Source organism: Enterobacter sp. NFIX59 (assembly GCF_900113755.1).
Taxonomy (GTDB): Bacteria; Pseudomonadota; Gammaproteobacteria; order Enterobacterales; family Enterobacteriaceae; genus Enterobacter; species Enterobacter pseudoroggenkampii.
In genome coordinates, this window is the sequence record NZ_FOQN01000004.1 from 424,167 (window position 1) to 444,097 (window position 19,931).

At 56.8% G+C, this 19,931-nt stretch carries 17 protein-coding genes; 16 read left to right on the forward strand and 1 reads right to left on the reverse strand.

The genetic code is table 11. From position 1 onward, the window contains the following. Positions 1 to 16: 16 nt before the first annotated feature. Positions 17 to 2,305, reverse strand: a complete 2,289-nt coding sequence (locus BM007_RS16500; protein ID WP_090419856.1) for an FdhF/YdeP family oxidoreductase — start codon at positions 2,303 to 2,305, stop codon at positions 17 to 19. Between the two features lie 1,001 nt (positions 2,306 to 3,306). On the opposite strand from BM007_RS16500, the gene BM007_RS16505 reads away from it, so the two are divergent. The 16 genes from BM007_RS16505 to BM007_RS16585 all read left to right on the forward strand — a co-directional run bounded on the left by BM007_RS16505 (position 3,307) and on the right by BM007_RS16585 (position 19,926). Next, positions 3,307 to 3,801 carry a hypothetical protein gene (locus BM007_RS16505; RefSeq protein WP_024909827.1) on the forward strand — a complete coding sequence of 165 codons (495 nt, stop codon included), beginning with the start codon at positions 3,307 to 3,309 and terminating at the stop codon, positions 3,799 to 3,801. Positions 3,802 to 3,824: 23 nt separating this feature from the next. Then, positions 3,825 to 4,328: a type VI secretion system lipoprotein TssJ gene (gene tssJ / locus BM007_RS16510; RefSeq protein WP_024909828.1), complete on the forward strand. Its 504-nt coding sequence runs from the start codon at positions 3,825 to 3,827 to the stop codon at positions 4,326 to 4,328. Positions 4,329 to 4,356: 28 nt separating this feature from the next. Further along, a complete protein-coding gene (gene tssK / locus BM007_RS16515; RefSeq protein ID WP_024909829.1) occupies positions 4,357 to 5,700 on the forward strand; it encodes a type VI secretion system baseplate subunit TssK in 1,344 nt (447 codons plus the stop codon). Between the two features lie 17 nt (positions 5,701 to 5,717). Next, complete coding sequence (locus BM007_RS16520; RefSeq protein WP_024909830.1) at positions 5,718 to 6,956, forward strand: DotU family type VI secretion system protein; 1,239 nt, start codon at positions 5,718 to 5,720, stop codon at positions 6,954 to 6,956. 3 nt (positions 6,957 to 6,959) lie between these two features. After that, positions 6,960 to 10,580: a type VI secretion system membrane subunit TssM gene (gene tssM, locus BM007_RS16525; RefSeq protein WP_090419859.1), complete on the forward strand. Its 3,621-nt coding sequence runs from the start codon at positions 6,960 to 6,962 to the stop codon at positions 10,578 to 10,580. Between the two features lie 16 nt (positions 10,581 to 10,596). Continuing rightward, the gene (gene tagF / locus BM007_RS16530) at positions 10,597 to 11,313 is read left to right on the forward strand and encodes a type VI secretion system-associated protein TagF (protein WP_024909832.1); all 717 of its coding nucleotides are present in this window, start codon (positions 10,597 to 10,599) and stop codon (positions 11,311 to 11,313) included. An 11-nt stretch (positions 11,314 to 11,324) separates the two neighbouring features. Beyond that, positions 11,325 to 12,341 carry a type VI secretion system protein TssA gene (gene tssA, locus BM007_RS16535; protein ID WP_090419862.1) on the forward strand — a complete coding sequence of 339 codons (1,017 nt, stop codon included), beginning with the start codon at positions 11,325 to 11,327 and terminating at the stop codon, positions 12,339 to 12,341. Positions 12,342 to 12,416: 75 nt separating this feature from the next. Next, positions 12,417 to 12,941 (forward strand): type VI secretion system contractile sheath small subunit, encoded by a 525-nt coding sequence (gene tssB, locus BM007_RS16540; RefSeq protein WP_008502644.1) that lies wholly within the window; start codon positions 12,417 to 12,419, stop codon positions 12,939 to 12,941. A gap of 3 nt (positions 12,942 to 12,944) precedes the next feature. Continuing rightward, a complete protein-coding gene (tssC, locus tag BM007_RS16545; RefSeq protein ID WP_014884232.1) occupies positions 12,945 to 14,444 on the forward strand; it encodes a type VI secretion system contractile sheath large subunit in 1,500 nt (499 codons plus the stop codon). A gap of 342 nt (positions 14,445 to 14,786) precedes the next feature. Continuing rightward, complete coding sequence (locus BM007_RS16555) at positions 14,787 to 15,218, forward strand: Rap1a/Tai family immunity protein (protein ID WP_090419868.1); 432 nt, start codon at positions 14,787 to 14,789, stop codon at positions 15,216 to 15,218. Positions 15,219 to 15,289: 71 nt separating this feature from the next. Then, positions 15,290 to 15,709, forward strand: a complete 420-nt coding sequence (locus BM007_RS16560) for a T6SS amidase immunity protein Tai4 family protein (RefSeq protein WP_254780653.1) — start codon at positions 15,290 to 15,292, stop codon at positions 15,707 to 15,709. Between the two features lie 180 nt (positions 15,710 to 15,889). Then, positions 15,890 to 16,372 carry an Hcp family type VI secretion system effector gene (locus tag BM007_RS16565; protein ID WP_008502640.1) on the forward strand — a complete coding sequence of 161 codons (483 nt, stop codon included), beginning with the start codon at positions 15,890 to 15,892 and terminating at the stop codon, positions 16,370 to 16,372. Positions 16,373 to 16,430: 58 nt separating this feature from the next. Continuing rightward, on the forward strand, positions 16,431 to 16,922 hold the full coding sequence (locus BM007_RS16570) for a type VI secretion system amidase effector protein Tae4 (protein ID WP_032645536.1): 492 nt from the start codon (positions 16,431 to 16,433) through the stop codon (positions 16,920 to 16,922). Then, positions 16,919 to 17,272: a T6SS amidase immunity protein Tai4 family protein gene (locus BM007_RS16575; RefSeq protein WP_090419870.1), complete on the forward strand. Its 354-nt coding sequence runs from the start codon at positions 16,919 to 16,921 to the stop codon at positions 17,270 to 17,272. The genes BM007_RS16570 and BM007_RS16575 overlap by 4 nt, the downstream gene beginning before the upstream one ends. A gap of 87 nt (positions 17,273 to 17,359) precedes the next feature. Next, positions 17,360 to 19,132, forward strand: coding sequence for a type VI secretion system-associated FHA domain protein TagH (gene tagH, locus BM007_RS16580; RefSeq protein ID WP_090419872.1), 1,773 nt, complete (start codon positions 17,360 to 17,362; stop codon positions 19,130 to 19,132). Then, positions 19,129 to 19,926, forward strand: coding sequence for a PP2C family protein-serine/threonine phosphatase (locus BM007_RS16585; protein WP_008502637.1), 798 nt, complete (start codon positions 19,129 to 19,131; stop codon positions 19,924 to 19,926). Before tagH ends, BM007_RS16585 begins: the two co-directional genes overlap by 4 nt. The last annotated feature ends 5 nt before the right edge of the window (positions 19,927 to 19,931 follow it).

Genomic DNA, 19,931 nt, shown 5'->3' on the forward strand with positions numbered 1-19,931 from the left:
CTCTGCGCGAACAGCCTTACAGCATGCGAATCTCTTTTGAGCGCAGGGTGATGCGAACCGGAACGGATTTATACGACGGCGTACCGCTGTCCTTATCCAGATAATCAAGCGGTACCAGCACGTTGGCTTCCGGATAATAGGCGCCGACGGTCCCCGGCGCGATGTTGTACGCCACCACGGTAATGTCTTTCAGACGCTGAACGCTGCCGGGCAGGGCGGTTTCGATATCCACGCGGTCGCCGTGTTCCAGCCCTGACTGCGCCATATCGTCTTCGTTCATAAACAGCACGTCGCGACGGCCAAATACGCCACGGTAGCGGTCGTCCAGGGCGTAAATGGTGGTGTTGTACTGGTCGTGGCTGCGCAGCGTGATCAGGCGCAGAACATGCTCACCTTCACCGCTGGCGTTCTCGTGAACCCCGTCGAACACCGAGAACATCGCTTTTCCCGTCGCCGTTGGCCAGATACGTTGCGTCGGTGGCAGCGGCATACGGAAACCACCGGGAACGCGGATCCGCGCGTTATAGTTCTCAAACCCCGGAATGGTCTGCTCGATCAGTTCGCGGATGCGGTCGTAATCCTCAACCAGCGTCAGCCAGTCCACGCGGGTATCCGGCAGGGTGGCTTTCGCCATGCCCGCGACGATAGCGGGTTCTGACCGAAGCAACGGCGATGCAGGCTTCAGCTTGCCGGATGAAGCATGCACCATCGACATGGAGTCTTCGACGGTAATGGACTGGCGGCCGGTCGCCTGAATATCCAGTTCGGTACGGCCAAGACACGGGAAAATAAAGGTCTCTTTGCCCACCAGCAGATGGGTACGGTTGAGCTTGGTGCCGACGTGCACGCTCAAATCCAGGGATCCCATAGCCGGAAAGCCGCGTTCATGATCGGGCATCGCCACCGCAAAATTACCGCCGAGGCAAATGAGCGCTTTCGCGCGGCCATCGATCATCGCCTGCGTGGCCTGCACCGCGTCGTGTCCGTGGTGTGACGGTGGCTCAAAGCCGAACACGTCCTTCAGGCGATTAAGGAATGCCGGCGTGGGTTTCTCGCTGATCCCGACGGTACGGTTCCCCTGCACGTTTGAGTGGCCGCGCAGCGGGCATATTCCCGCGCCAGGTTTCCCGATATTCCCCCGCAGCAGCAGCACGTCGGCAATCAGGCGGACGTTCGCCGTACCTTTGTTGTGCTGCGTAATCCCCATCCCGTAGGTAATGATGGTGGCCTTCGATTTTGCATAGGCTTCGGCGACCTTTTTGAGCGCCGCCTGGCTCAGACCCGACTCGCGCTCGATCTCGTCCCAGCGGGTTTGCGCGATATCGGCGGCGAACGCCTCAATGCCCTGGGTGTGTTCGGCAATAAATGCGTGGTCCAGCACGTCACCGCGTTCGGCTTCCATTTCCAGCAGGTGTTTGGCAATGCCTTTCAGCGCGGCGGCATCGCCCCCGGCCTTCACCTGGAAATAGGTCGAAGCGATATCCGTGGAGCTGTAGGTTGCCATTTCAATCACGCTTTGCGGGTCGGCGAAACGTTCCAGGGCACGTTCGCGCAGCGGGTTAAAGACGATAATCGGCACTTTCCGGCGGGCCAGCTCGTGGAGGGTCCCCATCATTCGCGGATGGTTGGTGCCGGGGTTGTGACCAATTGAGATCACCAGCTCGGTCTTATCGAAGTCGTCCAGCGAAACGGTGCCTTTTCCGATGCCAATTGAACGCGGTAAACCGACGCTGGTGGCCTCGTGACACATATTCGAGCAGTCGGGGAAGTTGTTGGTGCCGTATTCGCGAGCAAACAGCTGGAACAGATACGCCGCTTCGTTAGAGGCGCGTCCTGAGGTATAGAACTCGACCTGGTCCGGATCGAGCCCGCGCAATACTTCGCCGATACGTTGAAACGCCGCGTCCCAGTCGACGGGGCGGAAGGTGTCGCTTGCCCGATCATAGCGCAGGGGGTGCGTGAGTCGACCGTAGCCTTCCAGCTCAAAGTCCGATTTTGCCAGCAGCGAGGAGACGCTGTTTTCAGCCAGAAACGCGGGGGTGACGCGTTTGCTGGTCGCTTCCCAGGTCACCGCTTTGGCGCCGTTCTCGCAGAACTGGAACGTCGATTTGTGTTCTTTATCAGGCCACGCGCAGCCCGGGCAGTCGAAGCCGTCAGGCTGGTTGGTGCGCAGCAGCGTCGCGGGAGCGTCAAGGGTATCCATTTGGGTACGTACCGCGATGGCCGTCGCTTTTAGTGCCCCCCAGCCGCCGGCAGGACCGTCATAATGTCTGATGCCTGGCACCGAGCGTCTTTTCTTGTTCATACCCACTCCTGATTTGTTCGGTCAACAACATCTGAACCCATAAAAGCGCTGCACAGGACAATAAGCAAAAGCAATGACGACCGTATGGCTACGCGCATGCGGTGCGGGAAGATGCCTTATCTTAAATTCTTTTTATTACAGCGGTTTATGTTAACTGATGTTTAAATATTTAAAGAAATTATAACGAAATTTTATCATTTTAATAATAAATCTTATCTATCGGTCGGTAGGCGAGATAGATAGCGGTGAGCAAGGAAGGATGTAGTACCAGTAAAACTTCGAATGAAGCTGATGCGCTGGAGATATCGCCACGATTCACGTCTGGCGGGCTTCTGGCGGCATTTTGGGTTTGAGGAAATGACAGGAAGGTTTACTCAGGCTTAATGAATAATAGATATAAGGTATACCTTACTGTGGAATTCTCACCGCGTGAATATACAGTTTTTTTGCGACGTGAAATTAACGTAGCGCTGCATAAGTGAAATATTCCCAGCCAGGTGATGAAGTGTGTTAAATATTAAAGATACCCTGTTAGTGCAACAAATAATTCATCGGAGATATATTCCTTTGACATCAAAAAAACGCGAATTCTACTAATTATGGTAGTGGCGATAATAGCGTTATTGCGTTAATGAAAGTGGTTCTCTTTTGTGTTTTTAATAGATAAAACATCATGTTATGTGGTTTTGCAGTGAGGAAATAAGAAAGGGTGGGGCAAATCGTTTTTTTTCATAGGATTAATCCTATAATTTTCCGACTGCTTCATTTACCAACAGTTACGCGGCGGTAAATATTGAATTGATGCGAAGCTCATGTAAACTTGCTTACCGTTTGTCAAAATATGTCAGGAAGACACTGGGCCTTATTCTGAAGGGCTCGTGCGGTAGCTATGTCCTTAAAATAGTAACGCCCCGAAAATATCCTGGCTATTTTAACAATAGCACTTAAGTCAAACTTCATCCCCTTATCTCCATCATCGAAATATCGCTACGGAAAAGCATATGAAAATGCGCGTACTGTTTTCACTTCTGTTTGTAATGGCGGTGGCGGGCTGTAAAGCGCCGCAAAAACCTGTGATCAACGACGATACGATCGAGACCAGCCAGGTCAACGGCGTTACCTTAACCCACCGTCACGCTGTGACGCCGCCGACGGAGTTCACGCCGGTCAACGAACCGTATCGTGCCATGTATCCGGCTTCCCTGATGAGCCGACCTGACTTCGGCGGCAAAGTTATCCGTAATCTCGAGACCGGAAAAACGTACGTGGTGCTGGGGCAGGTTGAACACTACTGGATGGCGCTTGCCGACGAAGGCAACGATCAGCTGATTGGTTACGTCCCGATGCGTGCGGTTATCAAGGCCGACCAGTACGACGCCGCCGTGCGTAAACAGGCGATTCGTCCAAAGGTGCGTAAAAAAGCGACCTGTGTCGATGTCGATGGCAACAGCAAAGCCTGCAAAGACAGCGCTAACGGTACCTGGATCCTGAACTAAACGGCTTTCATGAGCGCATTTTTATGAATAATAAAAATTTTCATAAGCTGTGGTTATTCTTTTACGCGGCGATTTTCGCCCTGGTCAGTGGTTGTACGTCGTCTTCACACAGCGACCCCTCCCGCTACAATCTGCAGTTTCAGGCTCATCCACAAATCAATGAATCTGCGCCGCTTAAGGTCCGGGTGCTGTTGCTGAAATCCGATGCGGATTTCATGTCCAGCGACTTCTACTCCCTGCAGAACAACGCGTCAGCCACGCTTGGCGCGAATCTGCTGAACAGCGACGTGTTCTTCCTGATGCCGGGACAGCTGTCCAAAACCCTCAGCGGGCAAAGCTCTCCGGAGGCCCGCTACATCGGCGTGATGGCGGAGTATCAGGTGCTGGATGGCAAAAAATGGCGCGTTTCACTCCCTCTGCCTGTGCCTGGCGAAAATCATATCTACCAGTTCTGGAAATGGTCCGCAGATGAACTTCAGGCCAACGTTTTTCTCGACGTGAACGGCATTCGTGTCATCAGCCAGTAACGCGCTTCAAAACAGGAAACACATCATCATGACGAAAGCAGAAAAGGTCGTCTGGACCGAAGGCATGTTCCTGCGTCCACACCATTTTCAGCGGACTGAAAGCTATCTGCTCAACCATGTTCGTGAATGGGGCGCACTACAGCGGTCGTATCTCTGGGGCTTTCTCGACGTTGAACTGGATGAAGCGATGCTTCGTCAGGGATGCATTGCCCTGAGCTACTGCAGCGGTTTGCTGCCGGACGGCACCTTTTTCCAGGTACGTAACGGGCGCAACGGCCCTGCACCGCTGAAAATTCCTGACAATCTCACTAACGAAAAGGTGGTGCTTGCGCTGCCGGTACGTCGTGGCGAGAGAGAAGAGGTGATTTTTAGCGAAGAACCGGCCTCGCTGGCGCGCTTCATCGCTTTCGAGCAAGAGGTGGAAGACGATAACGCCATGTCGGTGGGGGATGCCACCGTCCAGTTTGGCCGCCTGCGTCTGACCCTGATGCTGGAAAAAGACCTCACGGCAGAGTGGACCGCCATCGGCGTGGCGTTTGTGACCGAGAAGCGTAACGACAACCACGTGCGGCTCGACAACAGCTACATCCCGCCGATGCTCAACGCCAACAACAGCCCGCAGATCTACAGCATGATCAACGATCTGCACGGTCTGCTGGTGCAGCGCAGCCAGCAAATTGGCGGTCGTTTGCGCCAGCCCGGTCGCTTTAATACCTCCGAGCTGATTGAGTTCACGCTGCTGTCGCTGGTTAACCGTCATCTGGGCGAGGTTTCTCATTTAAAAACCCTCCCGCTGCTGCATCCGGAAACGCTCTGGCGCAGCTGGCTGCCGTTTGCGACCGAGCTTGCCACCTGGACGTCCCAGCGTACCGCTGAAAGCGTGCTGCCGATTTACGATCATGACGATCTGGCAAACTGCTTCAGCAAGCTGATGCTGATGCTGCGTCAGGGGCTGTCGCTGGTGATGGAAGACCACGCGATTCAGCTGCCGCTTAACGAACGCTCTCACGGCCTGAACATCGCCACGGTGCCTGAAACCAGCATGGTGCGTGAGTTCGGCTTCGTGCTGGCGGTTAAAGCCAACGTGCCAGGCGAACACCTGCAAACCCATTTCCCGGCGCAGATGAAGGTCGCGCCGGTCTCGAAAATCCGCGATCTGGTTCAGCTTCAGCTGCCGGGCATTATGCTGCGCGCCATGCCGGTCGCGCCGCCGCAGATCCCGTGGCATGCCGGCTATAGCTACTTTGAACTGGAGAAGGGCAGCGAGCTGTGGCACGAGATGGATAAGTCCGGTGCATTCGCCCTGCATCTTGCAGGGGAATTCCCGGGGCTGGATATGGAGTTTTGGGCCATCCGTAGCCCGACAGAATAATAAAGCGAGCGCTTAATATGCAGGAACGACAGGACACCGGCAGTGATGCCGCCTTTACCGGAGCCAGTAGCAACAATCAGCTGGTGGCGGCCGCCAATCCGCTGCTCAATGCGATTCCGCAGATCCGTCACTCGATCTCCCATGACGATCAGGTGGCGTTACGCCAGCGCCTGATTGATGAAATTCGCCGTTTCGAAGTCCGCTGCCAGCAGGCGGGGCTGCCCTACGAAGTGATCGTCGGGGCACGTTACTGCCTGTGTACGGCGCTCGATGAGGCCGCCGCGCTCACCCCCTGGGGCAGCAGCGGCGTCTGGTCAAGCAACGGTCTGCTGGTGACGTTCCATAACGAAACCTGGGGCGGCGAGAAGTTCTTCCAGCTGCTGGCGCGCCTGTCGCAAAACCCGCGCGAGCACATTCTGCTGCTGGAGATGATCAACTACTGCCTGCTGCTGGGCTTCGAAGGACGCTATCGGGTGCTGGATAACGGCCGCACCCAGCTTGAAACCATCAAGCAGCGGCTGTGGCAGATGATCCGCGGCGTGCGCGGCAGCTATCCGCCGCCGCTTTCTCCTCATCCGGAAGATCGTCCCGTGCTGCGCAAGCTCTGGCGGCCGATGGTTCCCCTGTGGGCCTGCGTGGCGCTGGCCGGGTTTATCGCCTGCCTGTTTTATATCGTGCTTAACTGGCGTCTTGGCGATAACACCAACCCGGTGCTGGCGAAGATTTATCAGTCTCAGCTGCCGGAAACCACTATTCAGCAACCGGCGCGTCAGCTTCCGGCTGTGCTGAACCTGCGCGGCTTCCTGAAACCTGAAATCGAGGCTGGCCTGGTCGCGGTGAAAGACGAAGCGGATCGCAGCGTCGTTATCCTGAAGGGCGACGGGCTGTTTGCTTCTGCCTCTACCGTCGTGCGTGACCGCTATGAACCGGTCATCCACCGCATTGCGCAGGCGATGAATAACGTCAGCGGCAAAATTCTGGTGGTGGGCTACAGCGACAATGTGCCGATCCGCAGCGCGCGCTTTGCCTCTAACTATGAACTCTCTCTGGAACGCGCCCGCTCGGTACAGAAAATGCTGCAGGGAAGCCTCTCTCAGCCTGGCCGCGTGAAAGCGGAAGGGCGGGGCGAGATTAACCCGGTGGCGCCGAACACGACGCCTGAAAATCGCGCCCGTAACCGCCGTGTGGAAATTACTCTGCTGGTGTCGCCTGAAAACACTCAGGCTGAGCTGAACGGATTGCCGCAAGGAAACTAAGGAATGCTGACTACACTTCTTTCCATTTTGACCAACCGCATTCTGTGGAGCTTCCTCGGCGTCACGGCGCTGGCGGCGGTGATCTGGATGATTGGTCCCCTGTTGTCCATCGTGGACACTCGACCGCTTGAGTCTGAGCAGAACCGTATTATCAGCATTGCCGTGGTCTATCTGCTCTGGGCGCAGGGCCACATTCTGCCGCGCCTGTACAACGCCTGGCTGAACCGCAAGCTGATGGACAAGCTCAAGGAGAATACCGCCAGCCCGGAAGCGGCGGATCCGCAGAAGCGGCTGAACAGCGAGGAGCAGATCCTCGCCAGCCGTTTTGATGAAGCCGCGCAGATGCTTAAAAAAGCACACTTCAGCAAAGCGGGCCAGGGCGCCCAGTGGACGCAGCGCTTCAGCACGCAATATCTCTATCAGCTGCCGTGGTACGTCATTATCGGCGCGCCGGGCTCCGGTAAAACCACGGCGCTGGTCAATTCCGGGCTGCAGTTCCCGCTGGCCGATCGTTTCGGTAAGACCGCGCTGCGGGGCATTGGCGGCACACGCAACTGCGACTGGTGGTTCACCAATGAGGCGGTGCTGCTGGACACGGCGGGCCGCTATACCACCCAGGAGAGCGAGCAGGTGCAGGACGCCGGCGAATGGCTGGAGTTCATGGGGTTACTGCGTAAGTATCGCCGCCGCCAGCCGATCAACGGCGTCATCATCACCATCAGCATTTCTGACCTGCTCACCCAGTCCGCCGAGGCGTCCCGCCAGCAGGCGGTGAACCTGCGCCAGCGTCTGTCCGAGCTACATGAACAGCTGGGTATCCGCTTCCCGGTGTACGTGATGGTGACCAAGGCCGACCTGCTTAAAGGCTTCCGCGCGTGGTTTGCCGACTACGATAAAGCGCAGCGCGACCAGATCTGGGGCTTTACGCTGCCGTGGGAGCAAACCAAGCACGCTGATTACGACCTGATGGGCAATTTCCAGCAGGAGTTTTCTCTGCTACAGCAGCGCCTTGATGCCGGGCTGCCGGAAACCATGCTGAAAGAGCATGACGCGAAAACCCGCGCAGAAGCGTATCTCTTCCCGCAGGAGTTCGCCGCGCTGCGTCCGTTGCTGGCAGACTACCTGAGCACGGTCTTTGCCCGCTCCAACTTCGAAACCGAGTTCTCTCCGCGCGGGATCTACTTCGCCAGCGGGACGCAGGAAGGCATGCCGTTCGACCGCGTGATGGGCGAACTGAACCGCGCCCTGTCGCTGCCGGAAGGGAGCGAGGCGGATAACTGGGATTCGGTCAGCAAAGAAGCGCCTATTCCGGGTGCTAAAGGCCAGAGTTTCTTCATTAAGAACCTGCTGCAAAACGTCATCTTCCAGGAAGCCGGGATCGCAGGGGAAAACCGCTGGTGGGAGCTGCGCAACCGGGCGGTGATCTGGTCCGGCTACGCGGCGCTGCTGGCCCTGCTGGTTATCCTCGGCGGTCTGTGGTTGACCAGCTATGCCAAGAACAAAACCTATCTGGCAGAGGTGGATGCGAAGGTGCCGCTGCTCGACCAGCAGAGCAAAGCGCTACAGAACCAGCCGCAGCGCGACCTGTTCGATCTGCTGCCGCTGCTGAATGGTCTGGTTGACCTGCCGAAAAGCGACGCGTTTGATGTGAACGATCCGCCCGTATCCCGCCGTATGGGGCTCTATCGCGGGGATGACGTCAGCGATGCCGCGCAGTCTCTGTACCAGAAAGCGCTGGATCAGATGCTGCTCCCTGCCGTCGCCATGCATATCACTACCTGGCTTCGCAACGACAACGGCAGCGATGTGGAATACAGCTATGAAGCGCTGAAAGCCTATCAGATGCTGTATCAGCCGAAGCACTATGACGGCAAATTCCTGCATTCGTGGGTGATGCTCAATCTGCAGCGGAATCTGCCGCAGAACGTCACGAAGGCACAGCTGCAGCAGCTTGAATGGCACCTGACGCAGCTGCTGGAACCGAAAATTCAGGCCTCGCCGTACGCGCAGGATGAATCTCTGGTTGCCCGCGAAAGAGCGATGATCAACCAGCAGCCGCTTTCCACGCGCGTATACGGTCGCCTCAAGCGCCTGCTGGAACATGATGACAACCTGAAGCCGGTCTCCCTTTCCGACCTGGGCGGACCGCAGAGCGAGCTGGTATTTTCCCGCAAAAGCGGCAAGCCGGTGAGCGAAGGCGTACCGGGTCTGTATACGCCGGACGGCTACTGGAAAAGCTTTAACGGCCAGATTGACAGCGTGACCACCGCCCTGCACGAGGACGACGCCTGGGTGCTGGGGGCCGCCACCGCGCAGGAGGATAAGCAGCAGATCGATAACGCCGTGCGCCAGCTCTACATGCGCGACTTTATCGCTAACTGGGATCGCTTCCTCGCCGACATTCAGCTCAATAACAGCGCCGACCTTTCCCAGCGCATCAACACCGCGCGCCTGCTCTCCGGCGCCAACTCGCCGCTGCGCCGTCTGGTGCAGAACCTGAGCCAGGTCCTGACGCTGTCACGCAATGCGCCAGCGCCAGAAGATGCAGGCAAAGCGCAGGATCAAAGCAACCGCGCCACCCGTACGCTGGAAGCCCTGTTCAGCAACAATGACGCAGCGCCGACCCAGACCGCCGTGGTCACCCAGTCGCCGGAACAGCTGGTCACCGACCACTATGCGCCGATGATTGAGCTGGCGCAGCCGCTGGAGAAGGGGGGAAAGACCATCGTGTTTGATGATTTTCTCAAGCAGGTGGATGAACTCTATCGCTACCTGACCGCCGTTCAGGACGCGGCCAACAGCGGGATGCCGGCACCGGGCGGTGAGGCGATCAGCCGTCTGCAGGCCAGCGCCGGTCGTCTGCCGGGCGGGCTGCAAACCATGTTCAGCAACATGGCGGTGGGCGCCAGCAGCGATACCCAGCGTCGTGATCTGGAAAACGTGCGTAAGCGAATTAACGTTGAAGTGGGCGGTTTCTGCCGTCAGGCGATTGCCGGTCGCTACCCGCTGGTGCGCAGCGCCAGCACCGAGGTCACCCCTGACGATCTCGCGCGCATGTTTGCGCCGGGAACCGGGCTCATGGACGCCTTCTTCCGCGACAATCTGACCAATAAGGTGGACACCACGCAGGCCAACTGGCGCTTTATGCCGGGCATCGACGGGAAAACGCTGCCGGGAAGTGAAGGGCTGCTGAGACCGTTCCAGCAGGCCCAGTCGATTCGCGACGCCTTCTTTGCTAATGGCGCAACGACGCCGTCCTTCAAGGTGACGGTTCGCACCGTGCGAATGGATAACACCATTCTGAACCTGACCCTGGACGTTGACGGCCAGCTGCTGCGCTACAGCCACGGTCCGCAGGCCGTGCAGATCATGAACTGGCCGGGGCCGGGCGGCACCAACCAGGTACGCATGCAGCTGGGGCTGGCGAACGGCAGCACGGCGACGCTGGTCACCAACGGCGCCTGGGCGCTCAACCGCTTCTTCGATAAAGCGAGCACCAGCCCGGGCGCGGGTAGCCTGAGCCGTCAGGCCACCTTCAACGTCGACGGACATCAGGTCACGCTGGAGTTTGCGCCAAACAGCATTCGCAACCCGTTCCAGCTTCCCCGTTTCTCATGCCCATAACCGCAAGGACAGCCGTATGACGAATACCCCTGCGATGAACCGCTACAGCTGGTATGGCAAATTACCCAGCGCCGGAGATTTTTTGCAGCGTCGCTTTCCTGACACTTTACAGCGCCAGTGGTCACACTGGTTTCAGGTCGGTCTGCTGGCCTGGCAGCAGGAAGAGCAGCGCAGCGGCGAGCGCCAGTTCCAGAAAGCGCCAGTCTGGAATTATGTGGTACCGCCCATGCTGGGCAGCCAGATGATCCAGATGGGCTGTCTGCTGCCCGGCCGCGACAGCGTTGGCCGACAGTACCCGGTTTGCCTTCAGCTGAGCTTCGCCCCGTCAGAGTGGTCGACCAGCCTGCTCAGCCAGGCAGAAAGCTGGTACCAGCAGATTGGGCGCCTGGGGCTGCACGCGGTGCGCAACAGTTTTTCCGCCTCGCAGCTGGATGAGATGCTGATGACCATTCCGGCGCCGCAGCCCGTCGAGCCGCAAAAGCGCTCCGACATCCTGGATGTGATTGGCTATGACGAGGACGGCCAGAGCACGCTGGGCTGGCCTCAGGCGGCGGAGTGTTTTGATCCGCTACGTCAGACCAGCTACTGGTGGACCAACCGCTGCGACGGTTACCCGCTATACACCCACGTGCACAGCGGTAACTTTACCGGGCAGCTTTTCACCCTGCTGTTCGACCCGGCAGGGGGCGCCCGTCCGGGGCGTCACGGTCTCTATCCGCCCATGTTTGAATAAGCAGGGATCTTATGAATATCGAAGAATTTCTCGCGCCAATAAGCCCCGACAAGCCCTGCGGCGAAAACCTGGAGTACGACGCTGACTTCCAGATCATGAATCAGGCAAGTCTTGGGAAAGCGGAACAGCAGTTTGGCGACACCATTATCCCGGCAGAGCCCGCAGACTGGAACACGGTAGAAAAATACGCCACCAGCCTGCTGACCCGCACCAAAGATCTTCGCGTCCTGCTGGCGTTAACCCATGCCTGGACGCGCCGCCGCGGGCTGGCGGGCTACGCGGACGGATTATTGCTGGTGCAGGAGGCGATCGCCCGTTACTGGGAACCGCTCTATCCGCTGCTGGAAGAGTATGGCGAAACCGATCCGTTCTATCGCATTAACGCCCTGGCGGGGCTCAGCGATAAATCCGACCTCACCGTCGCCGTGCGAAACGCCTCGCTTCTGCGTTCAAACGGCGATGAAATTTCGCTCCGGGATGCCCAGGCCCTGCTGGACGGCAGTAAGACGGAATGTCCGGACTATCCCGGCGGCCGTCCACGGCTGATTGACGAGCTGGCCCGCGGCGACCAGCCGGGAACCGCAGCGGTTATCGTCATTAACGAACGGCTGCTGGCGATTCGCGAGCTGCTCACCGGGCATCTCGGTGAAAGCGGCGTGCCCGAGATGGAGCAGCTGCTGAAAACCGTCGGACTGGTAGCCAGCGCGTGTCAGGTGACCGACATCAGCAAGCTGCTGCCGAACCGTGAGGTGCAGGCAGAACCACAGGCCGAGCAGCAATCGGCGGCAACGCAGCCCGCTCAGCCGGTCACCGACTGGCGAAGCGTGCAGGTCACCAGCCGCGCCGACGCGCAGCTGATGCTGGAAAAAGCGAAGCAGTATTTTGCGCAGTACGAACCGAGCCACCCCGCACCGCTGATGATTGAACGGGTGCAGCGGCTGTCAGAACTTAACTTTATGGACATTATTCGCGACCTGGCGCCAGACGGCGTTAACCAACTGGAAAACATCTTTGGGCGCCGCGAATAGCGCGTCCAGGCATTATGACGACAGGCATGGAGCCTGCCGTTTCACCTTCACCGCGCATCTTTGATGGAGAACATCATGGCAATGAGTAACAGTGGGCAGAAATTCATCGCACGTAACCGTGCTCCCCGCGTGCAGATCGAGTACGACGTAGAGATCTACGGTGCAGAACGTAAAATTCAGCTGCCGTTTGTGATGGGCGTCATGGCCGATCTGGTCGGCAAACCGGTGGAAAACCTGCCGGCCGTCGACGAGCGTAAATTCCTCGAAATCGACATCGACAACTTTGACGAACGCATGAAGGCGCTGAAGCCGCGCGTGGCGTTCCAGGTGGATAACACCCTGACCGGCGAAGGTAAGCTCAACGTGGATCTGACCTTCGACAGCATGGACGACTTCCTGCCGGATGCGGTGGCCCGCAAGGTTGAGCCGCTGAACAAGCTGCTGGAAGCGCGTACCCAGCTCTCTAACCTGCTGACTTATATGGACGGCAAAAACGGTGCGGAAGAGCTGATCGCTAAAATTCTGCAGGATCCGACGCTGCTCAAATCCCTGAGCCAGTTGCCGAAAAATGACGAAAGCGCGAAAGGTAGCGAGGAATAATCGATGAGCAACCAGACTCAACAACACGAGCAGCAGGCGGGTCAGGCGTTCAGTCAGGATGAATTCAGCGCGCTGCTGAACAAAGAATTCCGCCCGAAAACCGATCAGGCCCGCTCCGCCGTCGAAAGCGCGGTCAAAACCCTGGCGCAGCAGGCGCTGGAAAATACCGTCACCTTCTCGAACGATACCTACCGCACCATTCAGAACCTGATTGCCGGTATCGACGAGCAGCTGTCGCAGCAGGTGAATCAGATCATTCACCACGAAGAGTTTCAGAAGCTGGAGAGCGCCTGGCGCGGTCTGAGCTACCTGGTGAACAACACTGAAACTGACGAGATGCTGAAGATCCGCTTTATGAGCATCTCCAAGCAGGAGCTGGGCCGTACCCTGAAGCGCTTCAAGGGCGTGGGCTGGGACCAGAGCCCGATCTTCAAGAAAATCTACGAGCAGGAATACGGTCAGTTCGGCGGCGAGCCGTTTGGCTGCATCGTGGGCGACTACTACTTCGACCACAGCCCGCAGGACGTTGAGCTGCTGGGTGAAATGGCGCGCATCGGCTCTGCGGCGCACTGTCCGTTCATTACCGGTACCGCACCGGGCGTGATGCAGATGGAGTCCTGGCAGGAGCTGGCTAACCCGCGCGACCTGACCAAGATCTTCCAGAACACCGAATACGCGGCCTGGCGTTCACTGCGTGAATCCGAAGATGCCCGCTATCTGGGCCTGGTGATGCCGCGCTTCCTGTCGCGCCTGCCGTATGGCATTCGCACCAACCCGGTCGACAGCTTTGACTTTGAAGAGCAGACCGACGGCGCGAACCACAACAGCTACTCCTGGGCGAACGCCGCGTACGCGATGGCAGCCAACATCAACCGCTCCTTCAAAGAGTACGGCTGGTGCACCTCGATTCGCGGCGTGGAGTCAGGCGGGGCGGTGGAAAACCTGCCGTGCCACACCTTCCCGAGCGATGACGGCGGTGTGGACATGAAGTGCCCGACCGAGATCGCCATCAGCGATCGTCGTGAAGCCGAGCTGGCGAAAAACGGCTTTATGCCGCTGGTTCACCGCAAAAACTCCGACTTTGCCGCCTTCATCGGCGCGCAGTCCCTGCAGAAACCGGCGGAGTACCATGACCCGGATGCGACCGCTAACGCGCGCCTGGCATCACGCCTGCCGTACCTGTTCGCCTGCTGCCGTTTTGCCCACTACCTGAAGTGCATCGTGCGCGACAAAATCGGCTCCTTCCGCGAGCGCGAAGAGATGGAACGCTGGCTGAACGACTGGGTCATGAACTACGTCGACGGTGACCCGGCGAACTCCTCCCAGGAGACCAAGTCCCGTAAACCGCTGGCAGCTGCGGAAGTGCAGGTGCAGGAGATTGAGGACAACCCAGGCTACTACGCCGCGAAGTTCTTCCTGCGTCCACACTACCAGCTGGAAGGTCTGACCGTTTCTCTGCGTCTGGTATCTAAACTGCCGTCGCTGAAGACGAAAGACGCGTGATGCAGATAGCCGGCCTCCTGGGGCCGGCAACCTTATTGTGAGTACGAGATAGCTAATGAATTTACCTGTGAAAGCGATAACAAGAAAATTCATCATCTATTTAATCGTTTATGCGTTGTTAATTATTTCATTCATGCTGTTTGTGACGGTATCCGGCTACTATCTGTTTATCTTTGACTGGCCAGAAGATGTCCCGCGAATCGCAATGCATGGATTCTTATGTGCTGGACTTAATGCATTAGCGATAGTTATCTACGTTGTTGCAGAGAAATGGAAAGAGAAACGTTAATACCTCGTGCTGGCTTATATTTAATTAAGGCATTCCACTAACGCGATATTACAATGAATAAAATAAACCTGTTTGCAATCGCTTTGTTGTTTATCGCGTCTCTGGCTGAAGCACAAACGGGAAATTATTCTTATCCTGACGCAACAGCATTACCGCAGGATGATACGTCAAATTTGCTTCGCGACCCGGGCTTATTAACGGGGTACGATTTCAATCTCAGCGCAGCGCGCTTCGCCAGTGCCTGGCTTTCAAAAACGAATGAACGCGAGCGCATTAAGGCGGATATGTATCTATTAGGCGTGGTTGATGCATCAGAGGGGAAGGCCTGGTGTAAAGGTCATCCGATTTTGCCCAATACGGTTCATGAATTTCTTTACTCTCGCTTTGCCCATTTATCTGAGCAGGAGAGCAAACGGCGGGCTTCTGAAATCATTACCGATGCAATGGGAGAATTAAGCCCCTGTCAACATCGGACTGGCTTATAGAACGCTCCACTGCTGAACCGGTTGGAATTGGATAGCTGATGCGCTGTGGGGCCGATGGCAAAGGATATAAGGTGAAACTTTTCTGTTTTTTCCTCGTATTTATGACCTTTTATGTGTGTGCCGGAAATAACTATCCTGATTTTTATCAGCAGCAAACATACCGGCAGGTTTTAAAAGATTTAGTTCTGGCGCGCTGTCTTGCTCAAGTGGCAGATAAAGGCAGTCAGTTTTCTGCTGATGCGGCCAGAAGTGCGAGCGCATTTATTGAGTGGATACCTTTTGATGCTGAAAATGGCACGGATAAAGTGAATGCCCTCATCGAAAAATATAAAAATCAAATTAATGGTTTTCATTCAGAGCGAAAACCCGATGTCAAAGGCGTAACCTTAAACTGTATACGTCTTTATCATAGCGACGAACTGAACAAACTGGTTCCGCAGGTCATCATTGGCGATCCTGACCGTAGCTGGATCCAGGATAACCCAGAGTAGTAAAAGACTTCACATTCTTTCCGTTCATTCAGGGGGAATGTAAGACTGTCAAATGACACGGGTCATTTGATATGAGGCAGAGGTAAAATATGGACGGTTTTATTCAGCCCCATGCTTTCCTGTTTGCCATATAAGTGCTTTTTCGAAAGCAATATTGTTCATCCACGAAGAGTAGATATTATGGCTATTGATATGTTTCTGAAGGTCGAGGGTGTTACGGGCGAATCGAAAGATTCTAACCACACCGGCTGGACTGATATTACCTCCTTCTCCTGGGGCGCTTCCCAGCCAGGTAATATGAGCGTTGGCGGTGGCGGCGGTGCCGGTAAAGTTAACTTTAACGACCTGCACGTTAACGCGCTGATCGACAAATCCACCACCGCTATCCTGAAACACTGCGCCAGCGGTAAACACCTGACTAAAGTTGAACTGTCCGTTTGTAAAGCGGGCGGCCAGCAGGTGGAATACTCCCGCATCACGCTGGAAGATGTGCTGGTGACCTCTGTTCAGTACACCGGTGCTGACAACGGCGACACCGTTGGTGTGACCTATGCATTCCAGGCTGCGAAAGTGAAACAGCAGTACTGGGAGCAGACCACGTCGGGTGGTAAAGGTGCTGAAAGCAGCGCTGGCTGGAACATCAAAGAGAACAAAGAAGCGTAATAATAGTGGGCCCGAAAGGGCTCACTTTATCCGGAGCTTCTTATCAAGGAGAAACAAGATGTCTCAAATGCGTCCTGCTTTTGGTGCCGCCTGGAACAGATTCAGAGAAGTGAACGTAAGCGTAGAACAGGTTGGCAAATTGTTGGGTGGAAAAGTTCAGCATAATATCGACGCCGGTATTTTTAAAAATGCCTGCCCAATTCGTATGAGCTACGTTTTAAATTACTGTGGCATTCCTATTCCTTCTAACAGTAAATATGCGACAGTGACCGGAAACGACAAAAAGCGCTATATGTTCCGCGTTAAAGATATGATTGCATTTCTACCCACGGTACTGGGCAATGCCGATATGTCTGTCTCTTCTCCCACTCCTGCGCAATTTGCAGGCAAACAAGGCATTATCATCTTTACCGGGCACGGCTGGAGCGACGCAACCGGGCATGTCACACTCTGGAATGGTAATATTTGCTCTGATGATTGCCATTTTCTGGGCTCACCGGGTAATGGTTCGTTTATTCCGACCAACGCAACATTCTGGAGCCTGAAATGAAACGTTTATTACTGCTGGTATTGGCTATAAATGCCTCTGCTGTTTATGCCCAAACCCTGCCTGATGTCAGCGCTTTTTCTCAGCAACAAATCTTTGAAAACTGGGTGCAAAATCGATGCATCAGTAAGATTGCGGACAGCAAAAGTCTGAAAGACGATGCAGAGGCCAGCGCGGCCGCATGGCTGGAAGCAAGCAATCTCCCTGCAGAGAATTTTGAAAAAGCTGACAAGATGATTGTTTCTTTACTGAAAGAGAAAGTAGGCGGTACCGAACCGGGTCAATATCAGGTTTTAAAGTGCAGCTTAATCGCCAACAGCGACGCGATTCGTCCGCTCAAAACCGCAAAATAGAATCAATGGAATTCGGCCCCAAACGCCGCCGTTCTCGCCCCGAGAGCGGCAGCGTTTGAGCGCTAATCATACCAGCAGGAATACGCCATGCGATTCACGATTATTTCTACGAAACCCGGTCATCAGCCGCCGCAAAGCAGCTGTGATTTTTACGCCCCGGGCGGCACCATTGGGCGCGGTACGGATAACAATCTGGTATTGCCGGATAATGACCGCACCATCTCTCGTCTGCAGGCCATTGTTCACGTGGACGCCCAGGGTGAATGCCGCGTGACCAACCGTGGCAGCGTCACCCGCGTGGTATTAAATGACATTCCGCTGGAGCGAGGGCGTCAGGTTGAACTGCAGGATGGCGACATTCTCGGTATTGATGACTACCGTATCGAAGTGACCGAACTGATCCACGATACCCAGCCCGTGAGCCGTATGGCGGCCAGTCTGCACCAGCAGGCGCGTCCGACAGCCGCACCCGCGACCGCCCCAGCTTCTCAACCGAAACCGGCAAGTGCCGCACCGCGCGGGAAAGCCGAGCCGACCGCCGTGCCAACGGAGATCTGGGATAGCCTGATGCAGGAGTTCTCCATCTCCGACAGCATCTCCAGCAACCGTACAAAACCGCAGCCTGCTGCATCGCACGATCCGTTCTCCCAGCCTGCGGCCCCGGAGCGTAACGCCGAAGATCCGCTGGCGATGTTCAACGACAGCGATCCAAAACTCGAGCGTAAGCATGTCGATCCGGACATGCTGTTCAGCGACGAAGCGTTGTTCAAAAAAGAGAGTATTTTTGACGACGTCACCCCGTCAACGCTGGTGCCGCCGGGCGAGACGAGCCCCGTGAAGCCAGAAGAAGAGGCGACGGATGAGCTCGATCCGCTGGCCCTGTTTGGCGGTAAGGCCAGCGCACCAGCCGCGCGTAATGACGACCCGCTCGGGCTGATGGGCGGCGCGCCACTAACCCATCCGGATGACATTATTGCCGAGAAGCCTGCGCCAGTGCCGGAACCTGAACCTGAACAGGAAGAGGACGTGCTGGCCGATTCTCCGCTGTTCGCCCCAGAGCCGCAGGAAGAACCGCGTGCTGAAGAAGAGCCCGCGCGACCGGATTACGCAGGCTTCACCATGCCTACGCCACAGGCCGTTGCGCGCAGCAGCGCGCAGGCCCCGAAGGGCCGCCTGCGCATCGACCCGGTCAATAACGCCGCCTCGCCCACCACGGCAAACAGCGGTGAGAAGGGCGAAGTGCTGCAGGGTGAGCTGTTGGAGGCACTGCTGGAGGGGATGGGGCTGAGCGAAATGCAGCCCGTCCCGCAGTTTGACCGTGAAAATATGCGTCAGCTGGGGCAGATCCTCGGCATGTTCTCTCAGGGGACCGTGGCGCTGCTTTCCTCGCGCTCTATCCTCAAGCGCGGCGTGAAAGCCGATATGACCATGGTGCTGGACGATGCCAACAACCCGTTCAAGCTGTTGCCGACCGGCAAAACCGTGCTGATCCAGATGTTCGGCACACCGATGCCGGGCTTTATGCCGCCGACCAAATCGGTGCGCGACGCGCTGATCGATCTGCAGGCGCACCAGCTGGGCATGATCTCCGGCATCCGCGCCATTATCGCCGCGATGCTGCAGTCCTTTAACCCTGAGCAGCTGGAAGAGCAGGCGAAGCAGAACGGGATGACCTCGCGTCTGGCGCTGCCGGGCAGCCGCAAAGCGGCCCTGTGGGACTACTTTGTTCGCAGCTATGGCGAGACGGCGGGCGAGATTGAGGACGACTTCCACACCCTGTTCGGCGAGGCCTTCCTTCATGCGTATGACATGGAGGTCAATCAGTACAAAGACTCACAGAGCGGATCGGAAGACAAATGAATATCGCAACGGCTTCTCTCTCCCGCCAGGGGACGCGCGCCAGCAACCAGGATCAGACGGGAGAAACCATAGGGGAACGTTCAGCCTGCTTTGTCGTCTGCGACGGCATCGCGGGGCTGCCGGGCGGCGAGGTGGCCGCAGCGCTGGCCCGCAACAGCATTATCTCCCGCTTCGATGGCGACAAACATCTTAATGCGCAGCACATCCGCGACTACGTGCAGACGGCGAACCGCACGATCCTCAGCGAGCAGCAGGCCGTGCAGGACTATCGCCGGATGGGCACGACGCTGGTCAGCTTGTTCATTGACCGTGATTACGGGCTGGCCTACTGGGCGCACGCCGGAGACAGCCGCCTGTACCTGTTTCGCCGGGGATGGCTGTGGCATGTGACTACCGACCACAGCCTGGTGCAGCAGATGAAAGATGCCGGGCACCAGACCGACAACCTGAACAGCAACCTGCTCTATCTGGCGCTGGGGATTGAAAACGGCGGGCCGGAAGCGAGCTACAGCGACGTGGTGCAGGTTGAGGACGGCGATGCCTTTTTACTGTGCACCGACGGGTTCTGGCACGGCGTCAGCGAAGAGCAAATGAAGCAGTCGCTGCATATGGTCAATACGCCGCAGGAGTGGCTGACCTTAATGAACCAAATCATTCAAAAGAATGGCGAACAGGAGGGGAATGCTCAGGATAACTATACTGCCCTGGCGGTATGGATGGGCAACCCTCAGGACACCACTTTGCTGCACACCCTCTCTGACGCAGCACAATTTCTTCCCTGCGGAACTGATTAGACACA